This is a genomic window from Bacillus sp. FSL K6-1338 (assembly GCF_038006965.1).
Classification (GTDB): domain Bacteria; phylum Bacillota; class Bacilli; order Bacillales; family Bacillaceae_G; genus Bacillus_A; species Bacillus_A thuringiensis_S.
The window spans coordinates 64,431-86,270 of record NZ_JBBOWI010000002.1 but is presented as its reverse complement, the minus strand read 5'-3'; the positions used below and the strand labels follow the sequence as shown (position 1 = coordinate 86,270).

Sequence of the window (21,840 nt, the reverse complement as noted above, 5' to 3'; positions counted from 1 at the left end):
ATTTATCTCCTAAAGATTTTCAAATTAGATTTGTTGCAGTACCTTCAGCGAGGATTTTTTATACTATCGTTAGTTTTAAATAAAGATAAGAATTTTTAAGAGCCTCATCTTTAGTTATTTTTATCTTGCAGAACAATAAAATCTGAAAGTTTAATTCAATCTCCTATTTTATAACTTTTTTCCTTATTTTTCTATAACATTATAATATTTACCTGTACAATCTAAACTTAGACTCTTTTGGCCTTTACTCTTTAATTGTCTTAAATTCATATGAGGTAGCGCAGAAAGTAAATTTTTAATAAAAAACTTTTGTATTAAAAAATGCAAAAATACATACTCCTCTAAAACTATATGCACTTAAATATTCACATAGTAAAATAATCAGTACAAGCGTGTCCTATACAGCATATTTCCTTAACGGGCTTGATATTATATTCATCATAAAATTGGTGTGACCTTAATATCTCACTTAGCTCTTTAATATTTTGATATTAACAATATAGTGTTAATATATCCCTACTTTATCGCTACACCTACATATAAGCCAAGGATTCAATTACAGAACGGTTTTCATCAATAGTAGACGAAAACATGTCAAACAAAAAGAGACTCGATTATTTATTACTTTTCGTATAGATATAATAAAAGATTATAGGAGAAATATATATGCTCAAAAAAATAAATAGATTTATGTTTGCTTTGCCTACAATTTCTTTTATTTTTCTTATTTTATTAGGATCATTTTTATTTGTAATACCATTAGATCTATTCTTACCTGAAATACAACAAAACCCAATAACAGAAGCACCTCTTATTCTTCAAGTTTTATTAGGGGTATTAGCGGCACCTATATATGAAACTGTAGTTTTTCAAGTATTTTTATTTTGGATATTGAGTTGGATTCCTCACATTAAAAATCGCGATTACCTTATCATTTTAATAGCTTCAATTATATTTGGATTAAATCATCGATATGGAATCAATTATATAGTTGGTACAACAATAATTGGTCTTTTATATAACTATGCTTATTGGGTATATAAAAAAAAGAATGAAAAATATCAGGTTACCATGTCTGCTTTTGGGGTTGTTTTTTTGATTCACTTATTACATAATTCTGTTACTTTTATAGCTTCAAATTTATCATTTTAGCCAAGAAGACTCCTTCCTCAAGGAGCGTAAAGGGTCAAAAAGCCAATTTAAATATGTAGAAGAAATGAATGCATTTGCTTGTCCGATGGGGTGTATTTTAGAGTATGCGACAACGGATCGTGAAGGATATCATCAATATAAATCCAACCCAGAAGACTACGCTGTTTGTCCGCTACGTGAGGTATGTTTTTCAAAGAAACAAAAAGTTATCACTCATCATATATGGGAGAAATATAAGGATATCGCTAGAAAAAACAAACTAACAGTTACAGGGAAAAAGTTTTACAAAGTACGCTATTCAACTATAGAGCGAAGCTTTGCGGACGCCAAAGAACTACATGGCTATCGATATGCTCGATTTCGGGGGCTGAAGTCTGTCCAAATGCAGGCTTATCTTACCGCAACTTGTCAAAACATGAAAAAAAATAGCCCTCCATCTGACCAAAAAAGGTCTGGTGGAGGGCTATTTTTTTGAAACTCTATTATTTTATATTGTTTTTATTCGCTAAAATCAAAAACAAACTCATCTTATGACCGCGTTTCTTCTTACGAAATTAAGTAATTGTTTCAATAGCTGGTTTTTTAGTCATAGAATTACTTTATCTCTCAGCTTTATTATTCTGTTCTTTCGCCTAAAATTCCAATATCCCCATTACTTCCTTCGTAAATAGTTTGAAATCAGTTAAATGTTTTTCAATAATTTGACGAACAATATCTAAATTTACACTTTGATAATCATGAACAGCAATATTACGAAATCCAACCATCGCCTTTAACTTATTTGCTAGATCAGCGCTAAGTAATCCTGCTGTAACCAATAAATCAAAGGCCTCTCGACTAGATTGGGGTAGTCCTAATTTTTTCCCAGCAACAATATGCATTGCTAGATCAATACTCGCTTCACAAGCTCTTTGTATATTCAATATTATTGAATCTTGTTTTGTAAAGTCCTCTAAATTTTCAGGGTCATTTCCATACACATCTTGGATTCTTTTTATACAACGCTCTATTGTAGAAATTTTATTTAAAATAACCTCATTCTTCATATATAGAACCTCTTTTCTTTATATCATCAAATACTACCTGTCGTTCTTCATTCAATTTTGAATACATTTTTAAAGTTTTCATTTCAAAAATAACCTTACGTTTTTCATCGGAACAAAATATTGTCTTTCCTGTATGTATAATCTGAGCTTGAAAAACTGTAGAAGCTTCGGATAAATCAACTAAATCAACATCTCTCTGAACACTGTTAGCTAACTCCTGTGCTAATAAAAAACGTTCATAGTTCCCTAATGTTGTGTCACTTACATAAGCTATATCAATATCACTATCTTCTCGTTCTCTGTTCTCAGCCGTTGATCCAAACACAATTATCCAATAGGGATTCACCGTCTCTTGTAATTTTTCTATAATAGCTGTTATCATGCTTTGAAAAATCATTTAATTAATCCCCCTTATTGTACTTGAATTTTATTATATCATAACCAATCATAAATCCTTTAAACGACTATAAATACGTAAACAAAATTAAGCTTTTTTAGTACTTAACTCCTCACAAAATCAGAAGCTTATTTCTGACCTAAAATTATTATAGTTCAGGAGTAGATATATTGTAGCTTTGGATCTTAAATAATTGTTAATAATCCAACACTTTCCTGTTAAATGCCTTTTTTATTTTCTTCCTGCAAAATTAAAAGACTGACAATAACTGTCAGCCTCTTACTTTAACAACTCTAAAGAACTTTCGCCTATTTCACAATATACATTCTAATAGTTTGAGGATATATTGCTCTATTGAACTACCCCCACTTTCACTTCGTTTAGAAGTGAGGGATTCCTAAGTAAAGAGTTCTATCGAACTCTAATTGATTAGGCTAACCCCGCAGTCCTTGCGGTTAGAAGTCTTATCGCTTCATGTTTTAGATTGATACTTGCGTTAATATCCCTATCATGGTGTGTACGACAAGAAGGACAGTCCCATTCACGTAGGTTTAGATTTTTAACGTCTTTATTTTGATATCCACAACAGGAACATAATTGGCTGGAAGCAAATGTTTTCGATACGACAATGACTTGTTTGCCATACCATTTTGCTTTGTATTCTAACATTGATCGAAATTGCAACCAAGATACCTCACTAATTGCTTTTGCTAACTTATGATTTTTTAACATATTCGATACTTGCAAATCCTCTATACCGATAACATCGTGGTTTTTGATGATTTCAGTTGAGATTTTGTCCAAGTAATCTTTTCTAGCATTTGATATGTATTCATGAATTCTAGCTATCTTTACTCGTTGTTTATTCCAGCGAGAAGATCCTTTCATTCTTCTAGAAAGAACACGCTGTGCTTTCGCCAACTTATCTTCTAATGATCGGAAAAACTTCGGATTTTTATAGTGTGTTCCATTTGACAAAATAGCGAAATCTTTTAGTCCTACATCTATTCCAATGTAAGAATGTGTTTTCGGAAGTTCTTGTATTTCTGTTTCAACTAATAGTGACACAAAATATCTACCAGAAGGGTTCCGTCTAACTGTAGCATTTACAATACGTCCCTCTACTTCACGACTTTTGGCAAATCGAACAAGGCCTAGTTTCGGCAACTTTATTTTATTCCCTATAATGGCAATGTTTTCATTTGTTTGTTTTGTGGTATAAGATTGTAAGTTGTTCTTCTTAGATTTAAAGCGCGGTGCGCTATTTTGTTTTTTAAAAAAGCGCGTATAAGCATCCGCAAGGTTGCGAACGGACGACTGAATCGCAATACTATCCACTTCTTTTAGCCAAACAAGCTCTTTCTTCATGGCAGGTAGTTTGGCAGAGCATGTACCATAGGTCAAGCCTTTTCCTGTCTCTTTGTATGCATGATCCCATAAGGATAGGAAATAATTGAATACAAAACGAGAACACCCAATCGTTTTGTTAATTAGAATTGCTTGTGCTTGATTTGGATAGATACGAAACTTATAGGCTTTATTCATCATTATTTGATTCACCTCCATTTCGGTATATGACCATTATACACCAAACGTACATTCGATAGATAGTGGAGTAATACTTTCTATATGTCGAACAATTAAGATGGCTTCCCGCCATCCCTTGTTCAAACCCAATTCATCTCCCACCTACTCACTGGACTGTGACCCTTCACGCTCCTTGAGGAAGGAGTCTTCTTGGCTAAAATGATAAAGAATTATATATTAATCCACCTTTAATTTTTCTTTTACCTTTGTAGGGAGTTCATCTTTTTTCACTTCTTCCCAAGATTTCACACCTTTTTTCTCAGAGTAATATATACGTAAAAACGCTTCTTTACGAAGGTTTTTTAACGCTGTAAACTCCATTTCTTTCTCTTTACCATCCTTATCAAATCCAGGTAATTTATATTCGTAAGTCGTATCCCCATTTACATTTTTCTCTTTTAATTTTTCACCATCCTTGGTAATTTGCACATAATATGTATCTGTACCAAGACGATTTAAATTACACCCGGATAACAACACAGTAAACATCACAAAAACGCTACACATAAGCACTATTCGTTTCATATTATTCACCTCATATCTTTTCTCACAAAAATTATATCCTAATCTATTGGCTGCCAAAATTCATTTCCATTACGCTAACATTACGTTTTTGTAAGGTAGGTAAAACAACTTAAAATAAAAAGGATATAAATTCATATTTCTATTGAATTCATATCCTTTATTCTTATTGAGTAAACTATTTTGCCCCATGCTTAATAGGAGGTATTTCTATTATTCTGGGAAAATAAAGCTAGAGTCCTCTCCACTATTAGCGGTATCTTCTTTCGGGAATGTAATAGTAGATCCTTCATTTCCCTTATTTCCTTTATTTATTTCTTGTTCCTCAGGAAATACAATGGAAGAATCATTACCTAAGTTTGGTGAAAAACCAAGTTTAGATAAAATAGCTTTTAAGTCAGGTAAAACACCAATTTTATCAGAAGTTGGATCATTGGATTTCGTTCCGGTGCTAGGGTCACTTAAAATAGCCCTAATCTGGCTTGGTGTATATACTTTACCCTGATTATTTTTTGCAATTCCTTGAATTGATGCTGCAGCACCAGCAATAATAGGTGATGCGCTAGATGTTCCAGCAAAACTAGATGTATATAAATTTGTTATAAATTCACTTGGTTTAGCATCTGTAGTATCTACTGCATTCCCCCATCCATACACATCCACTCTACTACCATAATTAGAGAAATATGAACGCTTATGAGGAACCCTTGCAGAAGCTGCCCCAACCATAATTGCCCCTGAATCTTTAAAATCAGGACTATTACGATTTAAAACTTGTTTACCATTACGGTCTCTAAATTGATCCAAGTCATTTCCGCCGTTTGCACCTGCTTCAATAATAATAATTCCCTTATTTGTTCCCATACGAATTGCATCGAATATGTCTGGTTTTACTTCCACAGGAAAATAGTTCTTATCTCCATATCCATCGTAAGTTGCTTGTGCCTCTAGTAAAAGAATATCTCCAGCTTGCATATTGTTAACCGCGCTTAAAATAGCATCAGCTGTATTATAATTTCCGTTATCCCTAATCTGAGATACAACCTTTACCTTAGCTTTCGGTGCGATCCCAATTCCACCTATGTTATTATCCTCTGCCGAAACAATTCCTAAGACTGAGGTACCGTGATCATGGTGCTCGCTTTTATTCTGTCCAGATATCAATTCAATCTTTTGATTCACTAAATCCTCATGATTAAATAACCACCCATACTCCATATCTACGAAAGTAGTTCCTTTTCCATCTCCACCTTTTATGCTCCAGGCATAAGGTGCATTAATTCCTAATGGTGCTGGTTCAAGGTAACCTTGTCTTGTAAGTCTAGGCTCATCATATGGATTAACAGATAAATTTGGCAAACGCTCTGCTGGTGGCGCCTCTTCTTCCTGTAAATACGCCGTTTCAACAAGAGATGATTTTTCAATTTTTGTAAGTAATGCTTGTACATCAATATCATCTTGAGTTCCTACAATATAATAGTTTAACAAATTAGAAGAAATTTGATCGGAATCTTTTATTTCTTTACCAAGATTTTTAATTTCTTTAGGATTTAAAGAATTAAAAAGTCGATTTATAGTTACATTTGGATATTCAGCTAAAATTCCAATTAATTCAGGATCTTGTTTTTCTTCTTTAATGAATTTTTCTATTCCATCCTGATATGGTAAATTCGCTTCATTTTTAAATTTCAAAATTAATTGTTTAGTAACTTGCTTATGTACAGTAGAATTCAATTGCTTATTTGAATAATTGTAAGTAGCTGCATAGGCAACTTCTGATTTTTCACTTGGAAGTAGTCCGCTTATCCCATTAAATGCTGTTAATGCAATTGAAGAAACTAGAATTCCCTTAAAAATTTTCAAAACGTGCACCTCTTTTTTATTAATATATAGTTATAAAAAAATGTATATTACCTAATTTCTTTTTATACAAACGTTTTATATGTAGGACTATATTTCCAACTCCGTTCTTTCTTTAATATTTGTTTATACATTATTAATACAACGAATTCATACCAACCATTGTATTCATTCAGCCGCACAACTGTAACTATTATAGTTACACCTTTACAAAATAGTCAACCTTAAATGCAATTTTGCATGTAAAATCATACATACTTCTACCAACTTACTCCCAATTATTTCAAGAGAAGTTGAACTTCTATCATTTTGAGTAATTGCATATATATAATATAAAACATATAAGGGGGGTTAAAACGTGGTAATCTCAAGACAAGATTCTTGGACTGATGATAACGATTTACTTCTCGCATCAACAGTACTTCAGAATATTCGTAACGGTGGCACACAGTTAGCTGCATTCAAAGAAGTAGCAAAACTACTAGCTAGAACACCCGCAGCTTGTGGATTTCGTTGGAATTCATATGTGAGAAAACAATACCAAGAAGAAATACAACAAGCAAAACAAGACCGAAAAATGGGAAACAACATTCCCCTCTCCCCATCAGAAAAAGAAAAAAACTCTTTGTCTATTACATTAGATGATATTATTCTCTTTCTACAAAATTATAAAGATGTGAATGAATTGACAAAATTACAAAATCAAATTGAAGATTTAGAAACAGAGAATCAATCTCTTCTACAACGTATAACTATGTATGAAGAAGAGTATCGTATGTTACTGAACCATATCGATAAGACAAGAAATTTAATTGCAGTGGATTAAATAGCATAACTATAATGACTTTCCAGTAGGATCTTCGCGCGCCAAAACCACCATCAATAAAGAAAATTTAGACTATTATTGGTGATAATAATTAAAAATACACATACATAATGTATGTGTATTTTTAATTTGACTATTATTAAAAGAAATATTTAGTCTATGTTACATCTTTTCTAATATTTCTTGCCTTTCACACCATTTTGTTAGCTTTTCTAATGCTTTTTTAGATAAACGTTTTGTTTTATAATTACAAAACCTAGATAATGTAGACGGAGAAATACTCATTTCATCTGCTATTTCACGAATGCTTACCTTTTTTTCATTGTGTACTTTCAGTATTTGGTCACGGATCTTTTTCTCTATTTGTTCGACTGATTCTACAGTCTTCTTTATCTCTTTAACAACTGTTACTTCGGGTAATTGCTCTTGTGGTTCCTCTACAATCTTCTTTCCTATTACCCTATCCATTGACTGTAGCATTTCTTCAGGTGGCAAAATCGTTATTCCTAAGTTAGTGTAATAATTTTTAAACCAATTACGTTTCCCAATTTGTTGTTCATCCAGTGGGTCACTATACTCCCAATGAGAGATTACTTTTTCATTTTCTAAATCCATTAGAACGTTTTCTAACTGTTCTCTAATACGATTAGGCTTCCAATCTTTCGGGATATCCATTACTGCTAGCAGGCCTTTGTCCCCACCTATAGAATATGGCTTTTTCAATGATGAATACATTTGTCTAATTCTCCATTGCCATGTTAAGTATCGTATTAACCTTTTATGATATTTGTGTCTATAACTATTGTATTCAAGTGCTTTTTTAGACAATAATGCTGTTGTATTATTTGATCCGTATAAATAATTGGTTAAAAAGCTGCCTGGCTTAATACGACAAGATTCAATACCCATATATTCATTTGTAACACTATGTCTCCACAATACAACCGAATCTAATACAAATAATCGTTTAACAACCTCACGCTTTAATTCTAGTCGTTCCCCTTCATCTTCACGGTCATTTAATACTACGACTTCATTCTCATCATTTAAATAGATAAAAATACTTGCTAAAGCTGCAATTCTTTTTGCTATTTTAATTTTATCTTCCGCTCTATAGTATTCCTTATTTTTGACTACTGTTTTTGGAATGTTGCACATCTCTAAAACTTGCTCATAAGAAAAATCAATGAATTCGTCTGGAGATTTTGCTTCGTTTATCCATTGTATTGTAATTGCATCTAAACAATCTGCCGTTAAATCATCCATATTACTCATTACATCATCAACAAGAGTATTCCATCGAGCAGCTTCTTCTATATTAGTAAGTCTTAAATCTTCATCTTTGTGTGAAGAAAGCTGGGCTACACCATTAGAAGATTTTGTTTCAATAGGATATTGTAAAACCTTACTCAGTTCATCTTCTTCAAATTGATTTTTTGCAATCCCATCTCTTAGCTTATAATAAACAGCAGAGTTATTTACCTCATAATAATCCTCATGGTTTACTATACTTGTCTCTTCTATATTTTGATCATTTTCTACTATTATGGAACTTGAAGAAGCTATATTTTGGAATTCTTTGTCTATAAATCCTTCAATTTCTTTATATATTTCTTCCTTATAGGAATCAATTTTGGCATAAATTTGTACTAATGTAGTACCGGATTCTTGTTTTTTCTCTAGCCAAGACACTAATGCAGTAAATGATGGGGAAGCATGAGGTGATGTGAGTACTTTATTATTATTGTTTTCAACATCTTTAAAATATGCATTCCACTTATTCCATACTAGCTCGTTAGTTTTATAAATTGGCTCAGAGATTAACAATGCATCTCGAAACATTTGTAATAAGTTATCCACTTTCTTTTCCTCCCTAAACCATGGATCACAATTAAATAATTCTCAGTATAAAAATCTTAACTACTATTATATTTAATTTATTGTAACAGATATTTACAAATTTTTGTTTCTTTCTTCTCTATTCTGCTTTTCTTGCATTCCTTTTGCAACTTTCTTTCCTTAACTTGCAACATGCTGCTCTTTCTTTTCTCTATTTCTTCTTACTTGCATTTCTTTTGCGCCTTGCTTTCCTTAACTCCTTAACTTGCAACATACTGCTCTTTCTTTTCTCTATTTCTTCTTACTTGCATTTCTTTTGCGCCTTGCTTTCCTTAACTCCTTAACTTGCAACATGCTGCTCTTTCTTTTCTCTATTTCCCCTTACTTACTTTCCTTTTGCGCTTTGCTTTCCTTAACTCCTTAACTTGCAACATGCTGCTCTTTCTTTTCTCTATTTCCCCTTACTTACTTTCCTTTTGCGCTTTGCTTTCCTTAACTCTTCAACTTGCAACAGGTTGTTCTTACTCTTACCTATTTCTCCTTACTTACTTTCCTTTTGCGCTTTACTTTCCTTAACTCTTTAACTTGCAACATGCTGCTCTTTCTTTTCCCTATCTCTTCTTCCTACATTTCTTTTGCGCTTTGCTTTCCTTAACTCTTTAACTTGCAACAGGTTGTTCTTCCTCTTACCTATTTTCCTTTACTGACATTCTTTTTGCGCTTTGCTTTCCTTAACTTTTTAACTTGCAACATACTGCTCTTTCTTTTCCCTATTTCTTCTTCCTACATTTCTTTTGCGCCTTGCTTTCCTTAACTCCTCAACTTGCAACAGGTTGCTTTTTTTCTTACCTATTTCTCCTTACTTACATTCTTTTTGCGCTTTGCTTTCCTTAACTCCTTAACTTGCAACATACTGCTCTTTCTTTTCCCTATTTCTTCTTCCTACATTCCTTTTGCGCTTTGCTTTCCTTAACTCTTCAACTTGCAACAGGTTGTTCTTACTCTTACCTATTTCTCCTTACTTACTTTCCTTTTGCGCTTTACTTTCCTTAACTCTTTAACTTGCAACATGCTGCTCTTTCTTTTCCCTATCTCTTCTTCCTACATTTCTTTTGCGCTTTGCTTTCCTTAACTCTTTAACTTGCAACAGGTTGTTCTTCCTCTTACCTATTTTCCTTTACTGACATTCTTTTTGCGCTTTGCTTTCCTTAACTTTTTAACTTGCAACATACTGCTCTTTCTTTTCCCTATTTCTTCTTCCTACATTTCTTTTGCGCCTTGCTTTCCTTAACTCCTCAACTTGCAACAGGTTGCTTTTTTTCTTACCTATTTCTCCTTACTTACATTCTTTTTGCGCTTTGTTTGCCTTATATTTCTCAACTTGCAACACGTTTGCTCTTTCTCTTACCTATTTCTAATCAACTTGCAACACGTTTGCGGTATCCTTTCCCTATCTCTTTCAACTTGCAACAGTATAATTTTTTTCTCAACTAAGTAATTCTAAAAAAAATCATGTCATTTTAAAGTTTTTAAGCTATTTATCTCATATTTTTAATAAGTTACATACATAATATGCAACATGTTTGCGGTATCCTTTCCCTAACTTTCCTACCATTTTCACTCTAATCCTTTATATACCAAGGGTTTAGGTGCTTTTCTATTTACTTTTATACATATTACCCAACTTGCAACACGTTTGCGGTATGCATGCCCTTATTTCCCTCACAAGATGCAACACTGTTTGCGGTATCCTTTCCCTACTTTCATTCTATAAATGCCCACCAATCCTTTTATATCAAGGGTATTTATTACAATTCATTTTTAATGATTGCGTTCACTAACTTGCAACATGTTTGCGGTATCCTTTCCCTAACTTTCCTACCATTTTCACTCTAATCCTTTATATACCAAGGGTTTAGGTGCTTTTTCGCTTACTTTTATACATACCACACAACTTGCAACACGTTTGCGGTATCCTTAACACAAAAAAAAATCATGAAATTCTCTTATCCCTTGATACAACTAGCTTCATAAGCTGTTGCAAGTTGCTAATTTTCTTCTTAAAGGAGCACCTTTCATCATTTTTCGATTTGCTATAATCAAAATTGGTATATTTTATAGTATTTTGACATATATTTCTGAATTTGTAGAACGGAGGTGAAAAAGATGGGAAAATCATTTGTGATACGTAATCAACGTAGCTTAAATGCGAAAACAACAAACGCAGTTTTAGTAACACTAAAGTCTTGGCAAAAGTTTGTGGAAACATTTGAGGAGAAATACTACAGCTATAAAGATACATATTTAGAAGATATTTTGCAGCATATGACATACGAAGAGCGTATTGCGGATGTAGAAGGTTTTGTTGAAAAAGCCAAACCATCTTTTTCACGTCGGGCAATGTCTACACTTGCAGAAAAAGCAGGACGAAAACATAAATTATACGGTATTACGAATGCTGATCTTGAAGTGTTCTTGTACTTACATAAAAAATGCTATACAAACGGCGTCATTCCAAATGTAACCATACATATGATGTGGGAAGATTACAAGCAATATAAAGAAGAATTTGCTTATATCCAACACTCTCAATTCTATATCGCATTAAAGAAATTAAACTTACATAACATTATCTCCATCGAAAATGGAGTAGATGGCCGTTATACAATCAAACTCACTCATTTTATGAATGAGGAAACAGAAAAAGCAAATCCGTACGTATATATTAGTCCTGTTGTATTTACAAAGGATTTCTTTAAGCTATCTGTAGCAGCTAAGAAACTATTCTTAGACATCGCAATGCAACAACATACAGAAATAACGCTAAAGCGCTCTTTGGACAAGCAAGACGAAAGAGGAAACAAGACTCACTTTGGCGGGATGTATCGTTTCTTACATAAAAAATATCCGCATCAAATCCGTGCGGTTATCGATGAATTAACAATTACATTCTCATGTACGGGTAGTCCCCTATTCAAAATTTGCAAAATGCAAAAAGGTGTAAAGCATACAAAACGATATACAACGCTATATCTATCTATCCATTCAGACTTCTTATGTTCGAAAGAATCTGGAGAAGAACAATACAGGGATCCGTTTACACCAAAAGCTACCTATGCACGTAAAGCGAAATTCATCGAATCACTTCTACAAGAAATGAATATCGGTGAATTGTCTACAGGCATGAATAAGTTCATTCATGTACTAAAGTATACTTGTCATCGTCAAATTCGTAGTGTCATTCGTGGGCTTCGTGATATGGTTGATCGCAAAGAAGGATACCCTACAAAACTTATATATACATTGAAAAAACTATTACATCAGACATCTCAATATCAAATTCTGGATACAGCGGCGAAAGAAGGTATCTACCCTCTTATTGCACAACATATACCAAAAGAGAGAAATAGTGACCGTGAGAAAGCTGTCTTTAATTTTGGTCTACATTATTCTATGTACTCTCTTCATAACATTAAGAAGATGTTTAGAAATGTACATGCACTACTGAAGCAGAAGTTTGCGGTACCAGTGACGGAAGAATCTTATCACCGTAATTATCTAAAATACCAGGAAGAAACGTTATTTAGAAAATATGCATATGATCAGGGAGTGAATCTCCATGCATATATCGCTTTAGAAATTGAAATGCGTGAAAAACTAAAAGTTCGTGGCCATAAAGAACGCACGATTCCAAGTGATGTACGTGAATGGTTTATCGAGGCAATTGATAAGCTGCCACAAGAAAAACTTCGTGTTATTGAGCTACCAAAGCAGTTTAATTTACTAGAATTTATGCGTACCTTCGAACGTTTAGTACGTGCCGGTGTAACAATAACAGCTCCAGATCAGGTGCTAACCGCAATGGAAATAAAATAATAGCAACAAGCTCTCTATTTTTGAAAAAATCGAAAGTGGAGGGCTATTCGTGTTTGGTTTATTCGGCCCTTTTTTTACTAATCTATTTATAAATACATAACTAGAAGGACTTCATGTAAAATGGAGTCTTTTTTTATGCATTTCTATATAAATCCTCTTCTACCTATAGTAGAATCTCCACACTACACATTAAGTATTCTTTACGTGTAGTAAAATATCCAATTTTATATCTACAAAAAATCAGAAGGATATTAATAAAAATAGTAGATATGAGGACAAATATGATCAAATGTGAATACTATTTTACTAATATTGTTGGGAATACTAGTGCTATTGAATTTATCTAATAAAAATCATCAATAATAATGTGAGTTATGTGTAAATACTGTGTAATGTGAACAAATAGCTACATTCTCTGAACAAAATGTGGATAAATAAAACCCGGACACCTCCCTATTTACCAAAATATAGAAAAAACACTCTATTTTAAAGGTTGAATAAATATAATATGATTTGTATCAATTTTTTTCCGATTTTATGTAGAAATATATAATTTTCTTTCTGCTTTTTTGTAGAATTGAAATTCTAATAATTATTAAATTTAGGGATACATTTTCTACTATTTATGATTTTTTACGTTCTAATATTAAATTTTTCCTTGTGAGAGTTGATCTCTTCCCCATTTTTGATAGCCTATAAAAGTTTTGTCTTTATTTCTTTTTAATATATAAGATATATATTTATAATAGATTTTATTATTACTAATATGATTGTTAATAAGATGTCAGACCTAATTGAAAATATTTGTAAAACCCGTTATAATAATGGTAATTAAACATATCATTACTCCCATGTAAAAGGACAAATCTACGAATCCTTATTAGGACGAGATTTGTCTTTTTTTCATTGAAAATAAAAAACAACATATCAAAAAGGAAAAGGGTTGTTTGTCCGTTTTCCTTTTTGATATGCCAGCAACCGAGCGTAGCAAAGGGCGGTAGCAGGTCTTTCACTTATTTTTTGTTATAATATATAATAAGAATTTAGGTGATTATAATGATCAAGGGTATTAGTTTAGAAGTAGCATTAGAAGCATTTTCTGCTTATTTAGCAGAAAATGGACGTAAACAATCTAGGGTTGAACGTTATAATTACGATATTAAAGGTTTTTATAAGTGACTAAGAGCAAATGAGAAACTCCTACATATCAAATCATGGAGTGAACTATCTAAAGAAAATTATTAGGAGTATTTCTATGAGCTAGAAAACAAGACACAGAATATGGCGGTTCTTAAATAAATTGAACATGTTTAAACTTCAGTATATGGTTTTCACCTCTCCTTAATTCCTGATCAATCACTAAGTGATAAGGATTTTATAATCGAAGCAGAAAAAAACTATTAAAACAAACTATACTTTCAACAAAAGGATTAACAGAAAGACAAGTTAAATATCGCCCTCTTATTATGGATAGAAACGCTTTTATAATAGATTTAGTAGTAAACTATGGGTTGTCCTTACAAGAGCTTGTATCGCCTAATATGAGCCATATACAGTTTGTTAGAAATACCTTAGTGGTTCGTGGTGAGAATGGCATAAATAGATATATCATTATAAAAGGATTATACGAAAATTATCTACAAGTACTTTAAAAAAAACCATAATTTTTCCTCCAGTTATATATATCGAATAGTAGCAAACAAACCTGATATTATAATTTACAAATATAAGTGTAACACACCTAAAACACTATAGGATGCCAAACAAAGCCTTAACCATTTGTTCCTCTATAGTTTAAAAAGAAAAAAGACATTGAAACAAACCGTTCAATGTCTTTTTTCTTTTTAAATGTTTGTATACTCAAAGTATAATTTTTCTGGTTTTCCATACATGTTAATTTCATTTTGATATAGGACAGCTAATGGCTGAGACATCTCAATGCTTTCCACATAGGATAATGAAGCAGTTGCTTCTATTTTTTCTTTAATCTCATTAGGAATGGCTGAGTAAGATAAGTTATTCATTTTACTTCCTAGTTTAGTATCTGTAGCAGCTTCATAATAAATCTCGGTAATTAAAAATTCATCATCTTCCGGATCATACATGTATCCTCGATTAACTGTAATCATATTATATAACTCCTCTCAAGTTTCATATTCTGATTCCTCGTGCTTTTAGCATTGCAACAAGTACTTTCCATATTTAGATTCCCTTTTTCTTCTCTTTCGAATGCCATTATGAATGGATACTTATTATCTTACTTCATCGTAAAATTTTGGAATTTCCAACAATATAAAGGTTTGATTTTATAGATAGTAAGTTCATAACTTTTAACGCGGTAATTAATTTTTTTCTTTTGAAAGTTTTAAATGATTTCCCCTATTGATAATGTTGGCTTATCTAAAGTAATTACATGTTCATATTTCATCATAAATATCCTCTTTTCTAAATAAAAAGCAGGAAATATGTGCGTTTATCCATATTTTTTTATGCTATGCTCTGTAAAAATTCATATAATCTCCCCTCTAAATTAAACAAAAAGCACAAAATATGTGTTTTCTCATTTAGCATACTTTTAGTCCTAAAAGTTTATGTATAAGTGATTCCTAACTCGAAGACAACACAAAAAGGACTTCTTCAAGTCGATTAAAATGTGCATATCAAAATAAGCTATATATACACTAATCGGCTCAAAGAAGCCCTTTCATAATTGAAACAAGAATACAACTTGTTTCTAAAACTCAACCACAACACATAGGGTGTGGGAATAAACGGAATCAATTAAACAATAAATATAGATTTATATTAAACTATTTTTATATTATATTCAATTATTTTCAATAGAACAGGGATAAGAAGGAAGTTTATATGCAGATCCCACATGTATTGTATAATAATGCCCCTGAATCCCCTGCTATAAATCCCCTCTTATATTCAGTTCCTGGAGTTACTTCATGTACTGTATTTCAAAATATAGCTTTTCTGGCTTTTGATTTTGAACTAAATAACAAAGTATTTCCTTTATATTTATTTCTTCTACTTCAACACTTTCCATATAGGTCATACTTTCGTTTTCCTGGACCTTTTGAAAAATAGCAACAGGTACTTTAACTGCATCAAATACACCCATTTTACTGCCTAACTTTTTTTCTGATGTACCTTCATAGAAAATTTCATTTACTATTACCTCATTATCATCAGGATCGTACATGTACCCTCTTTGTATACGTAGCAATATAGTACTCCTTTCTTGTATATTCCTCCAATAAAATAACTATATTTGTATATAATGTTATTTGATTAACAGGTGTCAAAGAATATTATTTCGCAAAATCTGTGCTTTGTATAGAGGTAGATACAGGATTATTAATTTTGTTAAGTTTTTTTGAATACTCCAAGCTAATTATAAAATAAACAAGCCACCCTTAAAGCGAAAGCTTGTATGGTGGCTTAGTTTTCTATAAATAGCTTTGTATCTAATTGTTTGATCTCCCCTTCTGCAAGAGGTTGATAAAAAGCGTGTTGTAATCCTTGAAAATGTAAAGATTCCCCTATGCATAACAATACTTTACCAGGAATTAAATCAAGTAATAGTTCATTATTAATTTGCTTTGCTTGTTTTTTAGTAGAAACATAAATAACTAAGATTGTAGGGTTATTCCCTAAGTCCTGCATAATAACATCTTTTCCTGACTCTACAAAAGTCTGCCATCTAGCAATTATTCGTTTTAATCGATCCTTTTGATCAGATAATAAGGTGGAGTATACAACAAAGTTAAATTTACGTTCTTTTCCTCCATTTACTATAAAACTTAAAGAAGGGGTAAAAACCCCTTTACTAATAGATGGATGCATAATATGACCTAAAAATGAAGGAGCGTAGCGTAAATGACAAAGTAGGTCTATGTCATGCCAATAACGCAGGTGAACATATTTACCATGATTGTCAAGACGCTCTGGGGCAAAGAAGAACATATTTCCTTGCCAGTATTTTAGTAGTTTAAATCCATTATTGGATAAGGTATATGTTTCTTCAAAGATTTCCATATCAAAAATTTCTACTTGCCATTTTTCGATAAATTGATAGTAAAGTAATCCTTGAAGTGCATTGTTAATTCTCTTCCGCGAAAATTTATTCTTGAATAGATATAATAAATGATTAAACCGAACGGATGTATGAACACCAATAAAATTGAGTATAGCATATTGTTCCTCTGTTAAAAGCTGCTTAAACTTAACTAATTCGTCATAAGAGTGGAATACATAGGTTTTATCCAAATCATGTATCCGATATATTTGAAGTCCTTGTATATCCTCACTTGATAAATGAGGAATAGAAGGAATATAAGTAGACATTTGTTTCTCTATTGTACGCATAATCATCCATTAAAATTGGTAAATTGACGAATTAGATTTTTTACTTTGGCCTTGCGGATAATTTAGGATACGTACAGTTCCTCTTCTATTTTTAGCATCAATATTAAGCAGCTCACATGTAACAATTGTTTGGTTTACTGCGTCATCCACAGTTGGATTTGCCAGATTACGACCCTTTAGCCCTTTAAACTGAATACCTGGTGCAACTTCTACGAAAATCCCAGCAATAGCATCTACACCTACAATTTTACCTACAAAGCGGTCACGTCGTTTGTTTAATTCTAATAGTTTTTCCATTGGATCCGTTTCAAGTTTCTTTTTATTTCCTCTAAACTCATAGCGCCCATCCTTTTCCACTACTTTATCGATGATAAGCTCTACAACATCGCCAATAATAATATCCGCCGAACGAACGAATGAATGAGACCATTGCGAGTATCTTACTCCTACTGTTACACCATGAACTTCAACCAGAATAGTTTGTGCAGATGGAATATGTCCAGAAACTGTTCCTGTGTATACTTTATTCCCCTCTTGCTCTACTATTTCTTCATATAATTTTCTTTGCAGTGCAAGTTCTCCTGCAGTGATAGATACAACAGCAAAGTTCCCTTCCTCAGTTCTTTGGAAATGCTCAATAATAACGGGTTTTGTTTTACCTATCAGCCATTGAGGATTTTTAGGAATATTTATACCTGCCTCTGTAAGTGGACAATATGCTGTTGTATGAGTACCAATTTGCATTGTGAGCACTTGTATCCGCTCAGATGTCCCGTTTTTAGTTGGGAATAATTTTTCAGATACTATGGTAATTAAGCCTTTCCCTACAGTACGTTCACGTTTCATACGAGCTAATTCTTCTAATTCATATTCACGTATTCTTTCAAATTGATTGAAAGTTGATTCTATAAAGATGTCCTCTAGCGTGTTATCCGATTCAAATGCCATCCCTAGTTCTTTTGTAATATGAGTATTTACCTTATCTTCAACCATTATATTTTCCTCCTAGAACGTAAAAAAGGACACACCTGTACCGTTGGAATGGTACGTAAGGTGTGTCCTTCACGTAAGTCATGTTTTATTTGTATAATTATTAATTAAAATATAACGTTTTTATGTAATTTGTGCAAGTATTATTTTTTGAAAAGGGAAAAGTTAAAATACTATATCTAACCTTTCTTCCTAATTTAAGTTAGATTTTCCCTAAAAATATAATCTTGAATAAAAAGTTATTTTAGGTTTCTATAGGTATTAATCAAAAAAATCATCTAATTCCTTACTCATTACATTAGATGTATTTTTCTTTTGTTGCTGGTTTTTATTAAGTAGTGAATTTGTATTGTTATACGTATTCTTTTGTTTGGCTTTTAAGTTTTTTTTGCGTTCTTTATAGTCGATATGTTTATCTTCATGCTGCTCTTCATTATTTCTAGTGTTCTCTACCATATTCTTTTCTAAGTTTTGATGAACAGTAATGCTAATAGATTCGTAAACTTTTGCAACCTCTTCATCAAGTTTATTTTCTTTAGTGGGATTAACTGTTTTTGTAGCTGGTTTCAAATTAGTTTTCATATCTGTTTTTGTTTCCTCTAATACTGTGGTTATAAGTCCCTCTGTTAGAAGCTTTTTTTGCAATGGATGAGTTTCTACAGGAATTCCTAAATGAATTGGGTAATCTATATCCCTTTTTGGTTCCAACATAGTATTAGATACCTCTTTCTTCCGTTCTGCTAGCTCCATATTTTTTTTAGGACTTACAAGTTCCATATGTGTCTCCTTTGTTATATTCGGCAGCTCGTCATTCCGTTGTAAGGCATCTTGTAATCTTGAAGCACGTGTATAATCGATTTTAAATGCGTTCTGTAGTGCATTTATAGAAGCAGTCCCTGATTCCTTAACAAAGGATACTACATCATCGTATAGGATATCTTTAAAGAAGCTTGTTTCCTCTTGCTTGGCTTCTATGTCTTCGTTTGGAATGCTCTCTCCTCGTGAAGTTGTATTATCTAAATCTGTATTAGATGAAGGAGTAGTATTGATTTGAGAGCCCTTTAATAATATCGATGTACTATTATTGTTTGTTTCTATGGACTGATTTTGTCCTATTTTATCACCATGCATAGGTGGAAATGATTCTATCTGTTTTATATTATTTGCATCTACATGTTTCATAGGATTTGATTTTGCGATAGATTCTTCAATGAGTCGTAGACGTTCAGTTTCCCAATATTGTCCAGACTTAAGCTCTACTTGAATGATTGCTTGAGCAAATTCCTCTTTGGGTACAAAGTTACTAGTAATTTGTTGTACAGGTTGTACATGATTGTCTTGTACAATACGTGCAGCACAAATGAAGGCACCTTGTGCCATGATATCTCCTGGTGACATAACGACTTCTTTTAATTTTTGATATGTCGAACCTAAGCGACTAACGGGGTTCTCTTGCATAGGAGAGATCCCTTGTTCAGATTCGGATTCTTTAAATTCCTCTGTTTCACCAAACATGTCAGAGAAAATTTTCGCATCATATGGTGTTACATCACCAAATATCATCTTGTTACGGAACGAACCTAATAAAGTAAACATATACTGCTCTGTGAAATCTAAAGCTAATTGAGATAGTGTTTGACTTGCAATTGTCAGAATGACTTTATATTTACGAGATTGTGCAGGGAACTCTTTGAACGGGCGCACAACATAATCAGGGAATTCATCCACAATAATATGATGGTATGGTGAAATATTTGGTTCTCTTCGGAATACAGCATTTTGCATACTTAGTAATACGAATTTTCCTAGTACATTAGAAAGATCTGCAAGTTCTCCTTTGGCTGTATTTACTAGTAAAATACCACCTTGCTCTAAGTGAACATCAAAATCAAAATCTGATTTTCCAAATAAAACACGTCGTATTAAAACATTTGAGGCTAAATCTTTTAAGATGTTACGCAAACCTTTTACATATTCTTCTTCCCGGTCATAATGCATTGGTTTTCCACGATATTTTCCAGATTTATAAACGGCAGGTTCCCCATGGAAACCTGTTTTTTCACGAATGGTATTATCGAACCATTCATCGATACCTTTTATAATCTTATATTCGTTTTTTTGGTCACGTGAAGCAACACCACTTTGAACAAAATCATATAGTTTTTCTACCTGTACTTTTAATAGTTTGTGCATACGGTGTACACGTTCTACATCGTCGTACATATCTATTAAGTCATCAAAGGTCACATCTTTTTGTGGGTTATGTAGTTTTAATAAATAAATATGTTGCTTAAGGTGGTTCCGTTGTGCTTGTTCAAAGAATGCATTATTAGATTCCGACAAACCCTGGATAACCATTGCAAAAACCTCGGCTACTTTATCAACTGGTCCACGTAAAATATTAATGTTTTTGGTATCAGGGTTTGTGGGATCAATATAATAAATTGAACTTTCAGGAATCTTGTGTGCTTGTACTAATTTAAATACCTTTTGACATAAATCATTACTCGGTTCAATAACAGTTATCCCATTTAAAAATGTTCCTTTTACTTCTTCTGTATCATAATTATTCTTTTTATACGTATTTTCAAACTTATTTATAAAACGTACCATCCAGTGTAAATCTTGATTAATCATTGGAATAATTAAACTAGATGTCTTACCAGAACCAATAGGACCAATAATAATTCCATTTAGGGTTCTATCTTTCCCCTTAATTCGAATCATTTCTTTGTGCTTAATATGAGGACCTATCTCAACATCAGGATATATTTGTTCCTCTTGGCTATTAAACCACTTTTGCAACTTATGATTTTTATATTCGTATTTTTGTACCCACTTTAAGATTTCTTCTCTGTAACGGATAATATGGCCACTATACCAAAGAGTAAACAAAATCATAAATACGGTCGGTAAGAATACAAATATCATGGTGAGTGTATGGAAATTTCCTGTTAATACATCCCCTATTGCTTGATATTCACCAAAATTAACATGTTTTGCTTTATTCATAAGATAAGGAATAACTTTCGCATGGATAGGAGTAGTTGCAAACCATAAAAACTGAATATCTACTGCAATATGAGAAGCAATTAAAATTAATAACTTGCCATTTTGAAATTGTAAAGCTGGGATACGGCTGTAGAACCTAAAACTAAATTCTCCTAATAGCAAAGAGAAGAACATTAAAAATAGTGGTACATATGTAATTTCTATAGGATAAGACGGTGGTTCAAATGCATAGTAGAGTAACTGGATATAGTTTACTACACCAAATCCAAATGAAAGGATAAATCCGCTAATTAAGGCGATTGTAGTGTATAATGGTAATCTTTGCTTAGATGTCTCCATAAGGGTTCACCTACTTT

At 32.3% G+C, this 21,840-nt stretch carries 14 protein-coding genes and 2 pseudogenes; 5 read left to right on the top strand and 11 right to left on the bottom strand.

The window, feature by feature from the left end; all coding sequences use genetic code 11:
• The first annotated feature begins 666 nt into the window (after positions 1 to 666).
• Together NZ044_RS27490 and NZ044_RS27485 are read left to right on the top strand one after the other, a co-directional pair.
• Positions 667 to 1,152: a CPBP family intramembrane glutamic endopeptidase gene (locus tag NZ044_RS27490; protein ID WP_098506539.1), complete on the top strand. Its 486-nt coding sequence runs from the start codon at positions 667 to 669 to the stop codon at positions 1,150 to 1,152.
• 34 nt (positions 1,153 to 1,186) lie between these two features.
• Positions 1,187 to 1,661 (top strand): annotated as a pseudogene (locus NZ044_RS27485) (transposase); the annotation flags it as partial.
• 123 nt (positions 1,662 to 1,784) lie between these two features.
• On the opposite strand, the gene hepT reads toward NZ044_RS27485, so the two are convergent.
• The 5 genes from hepT to NZ044_RS27460 all read right to left on the bottom strand — a co-directional run bounded on the left by hepT (position 1,785) and on the right by NZ044_RS27460 (position 6,567).
• On the bottom strand, positions 1,785 to 2,198 hold the full coding sequence (hepT, locus tag NZ044_RS27480) for a type VII toxin-antitoxin system HepT family RNase toxin (RefSeq protein ID WP_000787540.1): 414 nt from the start codon (positions 2,196 to 2,198) through the stop codon (positions 1,785 to 1,787).
• Positions 2,188 to 2,595 (bottom strand): type VII toxin-antitoxin system MntA family adenylyltransferase antitoxin, encoded by a 408-nt coding sequence (gene mntA / locus NZ044_RS27475; RefSeq protein ID WP_086407477.1) that lies wholly within the window; start codon positions 2,593 to 2,595, stop codon positions 2,188 to 2,190. The genes hepT and mntA overlap by 11 nt, the downstream gene beginning before the upstream one ends.
• Positions 2,596 to 3,024: 429 nt before the next feature.
• On the bottom strand, positions 3,025 to 4,143 hold the full coding sequence (tnpB, locus tag NZ044_RS27470; RefSeq protein WP_016099952.1) for an IS200/IS605 family element RNA-guided endonuclease TnpB: 1,119 nt from the start codon (positions 4,141 to 4,143) through the stop codon (positions 3,025 to 3,027).
• Positions 4,144 to 4,359: 216 nt separating this feature from the next.
• The gene (locus tag NZ044_RS27465) at positions 4,360 to 4,707 is read right to left on the bottom strand and encodes a YxeA family protein (protein ID WP_000822914.1); all 348 of its coding nucleotides are present in this window, start codon (positions 4,705 to 4,707) and stop codon (positions 4,360 to 4,362) included.
• A gap of 210 nt (positions 4,708 to 4,917) precedes the next feature.
• Positions 4,918 to 6,567 carry a S8 family peptidase gene (locus NZ044_RS27460; protein ID WP_340950073.1) on the bottom strand — a complete coding sequence of 550 codons (1,650 nt, stop codon included), beginning with the start codon at positions 6,565 to 6,567 and terminating at the stop codon, positions 4,918 to 4,920.
• A gap of 355 nt (positions 6,568 to 6,922) precedes the next feature.
• On the opposite strand from NZ044_RS27460, the gene NZ044_RS27455 reads away from it, so the two are divergent.
• Entirely contained in the window at positions 6,923 to 7,390 is a 468-nt protein-coding gene (locus NZ044_RS27455) for an RsfA family transcriptional regulator (protein ID WP_000237077.1), read from the top strand.
• 162 nt (positions 7,391 to 7,552) lie between these two features.
• On the opposite strand, the gene NZ044_RS27450 is transcribed toward NZ044_RS27455, so the two are convergent.
• Positions 7,553 to 9,250 (bottom strand): helix-turn-helix domain-containing protein, encoded by a 1,698-nt coding sequence (locus NZ044_RS27450; protein ID WP_000369384.1) that lies wholly within the window; start codon positions 9,248 to 9,250, stop codon positions 7,553 to 7,555.
• A 2,145-nt stretch (positions 9,251 to 11,395) separates the two neighbouring features.
• Between NZ044_RS27450 and NZ044_RS27445 the strand changes: the two genes are divergently transcribed.
• Both NZ044_RS27445 and NZ044_RS27435 read left to right on the top strand, forming a co-directional pair.
• On the top strand, positions 11,396 to 13,105 hold the full coding sequence (locus NZ044_RS27445; RefSeq protein WP_340950072.1) for a hypothetical protein: 1,710 nt from the start codon (positions 11,396 to 11,398) through the stop codon (positions 13,103 to 13,105).
• A 1,056-nt stretch (positions 13,106 to 14,161) separates the two neighbouring features.
• A pseudogene (locus NZ044_RS27435) lies at positions 14,162 to 14,755 on the top strand (integrase); the annotation flags it as partial.
• Between the two features lie 194 nt (positions 14,756 to 14,949).
• On the opposite strand, the gene NZ044_RS27430 reads toward NZ044_RS27435, so the two are convergent.
• The 5 genes from NZ044_RS27430 to NZ044_RS27410 form a co-directional block, all read right to left on the bottom strand.
• Positions 14,950 to 15,234 (bottom strand): hypothetical protein, encoded by a 285-nt coding sequence (locus NZ044_RS27430; protein ID WP_000633825.1) that lies wholly within the window; start codon positions 15,232 to 15,234, stop codon positions 14,950 to 14,952.
• Positions 15,235 to 16,052: 818 nt separating this feature from the next.
• A complete protein-coding gene (locus NZ044_RS27425; protein ID WP_098506809.1) occupies positions 16,053 to 16,340 on the bottom strand; it encodes a hypothetical protein in 288 nt (95 codons plus the stop codon).
• A 215-nt stretch (positions 16,341 to 16,555) separates the two neighbouring features.
• Complete coding sequence (locus NZ044_RS27420) at positions 16,556 to 17,482, bottom strand: hypothetical protein (RefSeq protein WP_170264909.1); 927 nt, start codon at positions 17,480 to 17,482, stop codon at positions 16,556 to 16,558.
• 9 nt (positions 17,483 to 17,491) lie between these two features.
• On the bottom strand, positions 17,492 to 18,475 hold the full coding sequence (locus tag NZ044_RS27415; protein WP_016078247.1) for a hypothetical protein: 984 nt from the start codon (positions 18,473 to 18,475) through the stop codon (positions 17,492 to 17,494).
• A gap of 258 nt (positions 18,476 to 18,733) precedes the next feature.
• A complete protein-coding gene (locus NZ044_RS27410; protein WP_074790536.1) occupies positions 18,734 to 21,823 on the bottom strand; it encodes a TraM recognition domain-containing protein in 3,090 nt (1,029 codons plus the stop codon).
• Positions 21,824 to 21,840 lie beyond the last annotated feature (17 nt).

Coding starts and splice junctions, on each gene's coding strand:
- tnpB (WP_016099952.1), bottom strand. CDS start 4,143: ATGATGAATAAAGCCTATAAGTTTCGTATCTATCCAAATCAAGCACAA.
- NZ044_RS27410 (WP_074790536.1), bottom strand. CDS start 21,823: ATGGAGACATCTAAGCAAAGATTACCATTATACACTACAATCGCCTTA.
- mntA (WP_086407477.1), bottom strand. CDS start 2,595: ATGATTTTTCAAAGCATGATAACAGCTATTATAGAAAAATTACAAGAG.
- NZ044_RS27490 (WP_098506539.1), top strand. CDS start 667: ATGCTCAAAAAAATAAATAGATTTATGTTTGCTTTGCCTACAATTTCT.
- NZ044_RS27420 (WP_170264909.1), bottom strand. CDS start 17,482: ATGCGTACAATAGAGAAACAAATGTCTACTTATATTCCTTCTATTCCT.
- NZ044_RS27465 (WP_000822914.1), bottom strand. CDS start 4,707: ATGAAACGAATAGTGCTTATGTGTAGCGTTTTTGTGATGTTTACTGTG.
- NZ044_RS27415 (WP_016078247.1), bottom strand. CDS start 18,475: ATGGTTGAAGATAAGGTAAATACTCATATTACAAAAGAACTAGGGATG.
- NZ044_RS27430 (WP_000633825.1), bottom strand. CDS start 15,234: ATGATTACAGTTAATCGAGGATACATGTATGATCCGGAAGATGATGAA.
- hepT (WP_000787540.1), bottom strand. CDS start 2,198: ATGAAGAATGAGGTTATTTTAAATAAAATTTCTACAATAGAGCGTTGT.
- NZ044_RS27445 (WP_340950072.1), top strand. CDS start 11,396: ATGGGAAAATCATTTGTGATACGTAATCAACGTAGCTTAAATGCGAAA.